The organism is Kaistella sp., from assembly GCF_032060305.1.
Classification (GTDB): Bacteria; Bacteroidota; Bacteroidia; order Flavobacteriales; family Weeksellaceae; genus Kaistella; species Kaistella yananensis.
In genome coordinates this window covers 1-6,461 of record NZ_DAMBHK010000070.1, presented here as the reverse complement: position 1 = coordinate 6,461, position 6,461 = coordinate 1, and the positions used below count along the sequence as shown (strand labels likewise).

At 39.6% G+C, this 6,461-nt stretch carries 6 protein-coding genes; all 6 read left to right on the top strand.

Going from position 1 to position 6,461, the window contains the following annotated elements; translation table 11 throughout:
- Positions 1–1,149, top strand: a 1,149-nt coding sequence (locus V5N63_RS09595; protein WP_332033769.1) for an LTA synthase family protein, incomplete at its 5' end; no start/stop codon positions are given.
- Between the two features lie 130 nt (positions 1,150–1,279).
- Complete coding sequence (locus V5N63_RS09590) at positions 1,280–1,699, top strand: DUF2147 domain-containing protein (RefSeq protein ID WP_332033768.1); 420 nt, start codon at positions 1,280–1,282, stop codon at positions 1,697–1,699.
- 114 nt (positions 1,700–1,813) lie between these two features.
- Positions 1,814–2,797: a pyruvate dehydrogenase complex E1 component subunit beta gene (locus tag V5N63_RS09585; RefSeq protein ID WP_332033767.1), complete on the top strand. Its 984-nt coding sequence runs from the start codon at positions 1,814–1,816 to the stop codon at positions 2,795–2,797.
- A 110-nt stretch (positions 2,798–2,907) separates the two neighbouring features.
- The gene (locus V5N63_RS09580; protein WP_332033766.1) at positions 2,908–4,899 is read left to right on the top strand and encodes a KUP/HAK/KT family potassium transporter; all 1,992 of its coding nucleotides are present in this window, start codon (positions 2,908–2,910) and stop codon (positions 4,897–4,899) included.
- Between the two features lie 89 nt (positions 4,900–4,988).
- A complete protein-coding gene (locus V5N63_RS09575) occupies positions 4,989–5,462 on the top strand; it encodes a Fur family transcriptional regulator (protein ID WP_088469987.1) in 474 nt (157 codons plus the stop codon).
- On the top strand, positions 5,462–6,461 hold a 1,000-nt coding region (locus V5N63_RS09570), incomplete at its 3' end, for an OstA-like protein (protein ID WP_332033765.1). The genes V5N63_RS09575 and V5N63_RS09570, both read left to right, overlap by 1 nt.

Sequence of the window (6,461 nt, the reverse complement as noted above, 5' to 3'; positions counted from 1 at the left end):
AAATTATACAAAAGAGAAGGTGTTGAGCCGAAACCCAATGTTGTGATTTTTATTCTCGAAAGTTTCAGTAAAGAATATTCCGGCGCGTTTAATAAAAATACGAATATTAAAGATTTTGTTTCCTATACGCCGTTTTTCGACAGTCTTGCTACGCAAAGTTTAATTGCGACCAATGCTTTCGCCAACGGCCGGCAGTCTATCCATGGAATGAGTTCAATTTTAGCGGGAATTCCAACTTTGAAAGATGCATTTACCAGTTCACCTTATTCTAACCAAAAGATACAGTCTGTCGTTTCCGTGGCGAATGATATGGGTTACGATACTTCTTTTTTTCACGGCGCACCGAATGGGTCGATGGGCTTTATGGGATTTGGGAATATTTTAGGTTTCAAACACTATTACGGCAAAACTGAGTATAATAATGATGCAGATTTCGATGGGATATGGGGAATATGGGACGAACCGTTTTTCCAGTATTTCGCGAAGACACTAAATACAAAGAAATCACCTTTTATGGCGACGATGTTTTCGGTATCATCTCATCACCCTTTCAAGGTTCCGGAAAAATACGCCGGAAAATTCAAAAAAGGTCCGCTTGAAATTCATGAACCTGTAGGTTACACCGATTATGCGCTGAAACAGTTTTTCGAAACCGCCAAAAAAATGCCCTGGTATCAGAATACGATTTTTGTAATGGTGGCCGATCATACCAACCAGATTGCATATCCTGAATATGAAAAAGCGATGAACCGTTTTGCCGTTCCGATTCTGTTTTACTCACCAAACCCGAAATATAACCTGAAAGGCGAAATCTCAACGCCCACCCAGCAGATGGATATTTACCCAACTTTAGCCGATTTAATGGGCTATAATAAGAAAATAAGAAGTTGGGGCAGAAGCTTGGTTTCCGATAAAAAAGAAGATCACTTGATTGTTAACTCGAGTGGAGTGGAGCAGTTCATTATTGGAGATTTCATCTACCTTTTCGATGGTAAAAACTTTACCGGAATCTATAAGCTTGATGATTTGGGTTATGAAAACAATCTTCTGGGAAAAATAAATACACCTGAAATTAAGTTGGGCGAACTGAAAGCAAAAGCCTGGTATCAGGATTATATGAACAGGGTGATCAACCGTAAACTCAATTAATATTAAACATTTGTTTAGTTTTAATAATTTCTGTTTTTACTTATAATAGTATGTTCCGAATAATTAAAGATTTGGTGTTTAACTTTTTTTAATTACATTTATCAAACTAAAAATTTAAATATTTTATAAAATGAAAAAAATAATGTTCGCTTTTGTTGCACTGTTTTTCGCAACACTCTCTTATGCCCAAATCGAAGGCAAATGGAAAACCATTGATGATGAAACAGGACAGGAGAAATCAATCGTAGAAATCTTCAAAAAATCCGACGGGAAATATTACGGGAAAGTAACCCAGCTCTTAATAAAACCTACCAACGCAAATTGTGTAGACTGTAAAGATGACAGAAAAAACAAACCTATTTTAGGAATGGAAGTGGTGCGCGGTCTTAAAAAAGATGGAAACGAATTTACCGGCGGAACCATTACCGATCCTAAAACAGGCAAAACTTACAAGTGTACCATTACAAGAAGCGGCGATAAACTGAACGTAAGAGGTTACATCGGTTTTTCTTTAATCGGAAGAAACCAAACCTGGCATAAACTGAAATAACAATTTCAAAATAATTTAAAAAAGCAATTCGTAAGGATTGCTTTTTTTATGTCGTTTATCATCTGAAGGTTTGGGAAAAAATCTTTACTTTTGTAATCTAATTTTTCAATGAATATGAAGGAATATACTTTTCGTGAGGTGATTGCACAGGCAATGAGCGAAGAAATGCGTAAGGACGAATCAATCTATTTAATGGGTGAAGAAGTTGCAGAATACAACGGTGCTTATAAAGCATCGAAGGGCATGCTCGACGAATTTGGTCCGAAACGGGTAATTGATACACCCATTGCAGAGCTTGGTTTTACAGGGATTGCAGTAGGTTCTGCAATGAATGGCAACAGACCGATTGTGGAATACATGACTTTCAATTTTTCCCTCGTTGGAATCGACCAGATCATCAACAACGCAGCAAAGATTCGCCAGATGAGCGGCGGACAGTGGAATTGCCCAATCGTTTTCCGCGGTCCTACAGCATCAGCAGGCCAGTTAGGTGCAACACACTCTCAGGCACTTGAAAGCTGGTTTGCCAATATACCGGGACTTAAAGTAATTGTTCCTTCTAATCCTTACGATGCAAAAGGATTGCTGAAAAGTGCAATTCAGGATAATGATCCTGTGATTTTCATGGAATCTGAGCAGATGTATGGCGACAAAATGGAAATTCCTGAAGAAGAATATTACCTCCCAATCGGTAAAGCCGATATCAAGAAAGAAGGAAAAGATGTGACTTTGGTTTCTTTCGGTAAAATTATGAAACTTGCCATGCAGGCCGCTGAAGATTTGGAAAAAGAAGGGATTTCTATTGAAGTAATCGATCTTAGAACGGTTCGTCCGCTGGATTTCGATACCATTATCGCTTCAGTAAAAAAGACAAACCGATTGGTTATCTTAGAAGAAGCCTGGCCATTTGGTTCTGTATCTTCAGAAATCACTTACATGATTCAGCAGAAAGCGTTTGATTATCTGGATGCTCCAATCAAAAGAATTACTACTCCGGATGCACCGGCACCTTATTCTGCAGCCCTGTTTGCTGAATGGTTCCCGAAACTTGAGAAAGTGAAAGAAGAAATTAAAAATGCAATGTACATCAAAGCATAAATTTATACTCCCGAAAGGGAGTTTTTTTTGTGCTGTACTTCAGATATTCGTTAAAAAATAATTTCCGAATAGGTTTTTAATCTAAATTTGCGCATTAAATATTTATTAAAATGTCAGACGTAGTAATCGGTGGGCATCATTTCGATACGAAAAAACTTACCGCAATGGGGGTGCTGGTTTCCCTCGGAATTGTTTTCGGAGATATAGGAACTTCCCCTCTATATGTAATGAAGGCGATTGTGAACGCAAGAAAAGAGGGTGGTAACCTGCCGTTTGATGAATATATTGAAGGCGCGCTTTCATGTATCATCTGGACACTCACCCTGCAGACTACATTGAAGTACGTAATCATCGCCCTGCGCGCGGACAACAAAGGCGAAGGTGGGATTCTATCTCTTTACTCTCTTGTAAAAAGACTCAAAAAGAAATGGCTCTACGTGGTGGCTATTGTGGGGGCATCAACTCTTGTGGCAGACAGTGTCATAACTCCCTCTCTTACCGTAATGTCGGCGGTTGAAGGTCTAAAGATTTATAATCCCCATACGCCTGTAGTTGCCATTACGCTTATTATTTTGGCCATTGTTTTTTTCATTCAGCAGTTCGGTACCGCTTCGATCGGAAAGTTCTTCGGACCTGTGATGGTAGCTTGGTTTTTGGTTCTGGGGATTTTCGGATCAGTGCATATTGTCGACCATCTCGATATTTTAAAATCCTTTAACCCTTATTACGCCTACAACCTCATTACCCATTCACCCAGTGCCATCGTTATTATGGGTGCCGTATTTCTCTGTACAACGGGCGCTGAAGCGCTCTATTCGGATCTGGGACACTGCGGAAAGCAGAATATCCGGGTAAGTTGGATTTTCGTTAAAGTAATGCTTATTTTAAACTACCTTGGACAGGGTGCCTGGTTGCTCGATAATCATCATTTGGTTGCCCAGGGCATCAATCCAATGTTTGGAATAATGCCCGTTTGGGCGATTCTGCCCGGCGTAATTCTGGCAACTGCTGCGGCAATTATTGCAAGCCAGTCAGTGATTACTGGATCTTTTACCATGTTTTCAGAAGCGATGTCGGTTTCATTCTGGCCCAATCAACAGATCGACTATCCTTCGGGAGTAAAAGGTCAAATGTATATTCCCCGCATCAACTGGGGTTTAATGGTGCTCTGTTTCATCGTTGTCATTTATTTTCAGCATTCAGAACTGATGGAAGCAGCATACGGTTTAACCATCACCGTCACTATGCTCATGACTACAACACTACTTTTTTACTGGCTCAGCAGAAGCAGGGTGAATAAGTTTTTTGCTTTCGGTTTTCTTGTACTGTATCTTTTTATAGAATTAGGATTTTTCTATGCTAACGTAATTAAATTCTTTGATGGCGGGTGGCTTACCATCGTTTTGGGCGGTTTTATCGCCGTTTGCATGTATGCATGGTACAATGGAAGACTCATCAAAGCCAAATTTATCAAATTTGTGAAACTGGATCAGTATGTACCGATTATTAAAGACCTGAAACTGGATGAAACCATCCCCAAATACGCCACCAATCTTGCGTTTTTGAGTCGTGCAAAAAAAGATGATGAAATTGAGTCTAAGATTATTTATTCGATCCTCCGGAAACAGCCGAAAAGAGCCGATCATTATTTTATTCTGAATATTGTAAACCAAGAGGATCCGTTTACTTTTAAATATACCATCGACGAAATTATGCCCGGCACGATTTACCGCATCAATTTTCTTCTTGGGTTTAAAATCGACCGACGTATTAACGATTATTTCGATCAGGTTTTAGCAGACATGATGGAAGAAGGAAGCATCCCGTCCAGAAGTAGCCATCCATCGCTGCGTGCCTATAATATCCCGCCGGATCTTAAGTACATCATCATCGATAATACCTATATCAACGATACTTTACTTACCGTGAAAGAGAAAATTACGCTCAATATTTACAATTTTGTGAAATACATCGGCAGCGACGATTTCAAGGCGTGGGGTGTTTCCGCGCATAATGTGGTGGTAGAATCTGCGCCGCTTCTTGACCAGAAAGTGGTGACAAAGAAACTGCAGCAGGTGGAATTTAGACACTATAATTCTTAAAGATTTAATATTCCTACAGGATTTATTTCCGGAAAACCCTCCGCTTTCATTTAGAATGAAATCGCTAAATTTGTACATAATTTTTTTTGATGGACCCGAAACAGAAAGATCTTAATATAACAACCATAAAAGAAGTGCTAAGACAGTATCTTCTTGAAAAAGGTTTCCGTAATACACCGGAACGCTACACCATTTTAGAGGAAATTTACTCCATGGAGCATCATTTCAATGTAGATGACCTCTATCTTCTGATGATGCAGAAGAAATATCATGTCTCAAAAGCAACCATTTACAATACCATCGAAATTTTTCTGGATGCAGGCCTCATCCGCAAACACCAGTTTGGCGAGAAAACCCTCACGTCATCTTCTTACGAAAAATCTTATTTCGATAAACAACATGATCACCTGGTGATTTATAAAAAAGATTCAGACAAAGAAATCGAAGAGATTATCGAGTTCTGCGACCCTAGAATTCAGGGGATTAAAGAAGCAATTGAAAACGCATTTGGTGTAAATATTGATTCTCATTCGCTCTATTTTTACGGTACCAAAAAAAATTAATGAAAAACCTTTTCGTTTTATTTCTTTTGATCTGTGTTCAGTTTTCTGCACAGATTGTCACCAGACCTCAGGACCCTTTGGTGAAAGATCCATATTTCGGGACCGCTCAAAATGCAACTCCGGGAGATAAAGTGCGCCTCATCCATTCAGATTTTTTTCAGAAAAATCCCGGCAGGTACAACGGTAATCCTTATTTTTCAGGCAATGTGCAGTTTGAGCATCAGGGCTCGCTGCTCACTGCAGATGAAGTGATTTTTTATGAGGAACAGAATTTCATCAAAGCTACCGGAAACGTAAAGCTTCAAAATGCTGACGGATCTGTAATTACCGCAGGAGAAATGGAGTACGACGGAAATTCGCAGAAAGGAATCGCCAGAAAGAATGTTGTGCTTACAGACCCAAGACAAACGATCAAAACAGAGACTTTGTACTATGATAGGATTTCGAACAAAGCGTATTTCAATACCGGCGGAACCATTTCGGATGCAACCAATGTGATGTACACTAAGTCTGCAACCTACGATCTGGCTACCAAAATGATTGATTTTACAGGAAATGTAAAGATCAACAATCCGGATTATACTGTTGAAGGAACCAACATCAAACAAAATCAGGTGACCAACACAGCAGATTTTTTCGGTCCCACGACGATTACCAACAAAAAGAATCCATCAAACCTCATTTATACTGAAAGGGGTTCCTATAACATGAATTCAAAGGAAGTTTATCTGAAGAAAAACTCCAGGATTCATTATAATGGCAAAGTGCTTACCGGCGACGATATGTATTTTAACCAAATCACAGGATTCGGAACAGCCAAAGGAAACGTGACACTTCGCGATCCGGCCGAAAACCGTTATATGAAAGGCGGTTACGGCGAGATCTACGAAAAAAAGGATTCGGCGATGATGACCGACAGGCCGTATGCCGTGAAAATTCTGGAGAAAGATTCCATGTATTTTTCTGCGCAGCGGATCCTGGCTTACCAAAAGCTGGACG

Excerpts from the sequence above, each read along its gene's own strand:
- V5N63_RS09590 (WP_332033768.1), top strand. The coding sequence starts at position 1,280 with ATGAAAAAAATAATGTTCGCTTTTGTTGCACTGTTTTTCGCAACACTC.
- V5N63_RS09585 (WP_332033767.1), top strand. The coding sequence starts at position 1,814 with ATGAAGGAATATACTTTTCGTGAGGTGATTGCACAGGCAATGAGCGAA.
- V5N63_RS09580 (WP_332033766.1), top strand. The coding sequence starts at position 2,908 with ATGTCAGACGTAGTAATCGGTGGGCATCATTTCGATACGAAAAAACTT.
- V5N63_RS09575 (WP_088469987.1), top strand. The coding sequence starts at position 4,989 with ATGGACCCGAAACAGAAAGATCTTAATATAACAACCATAAAAGAAGTG.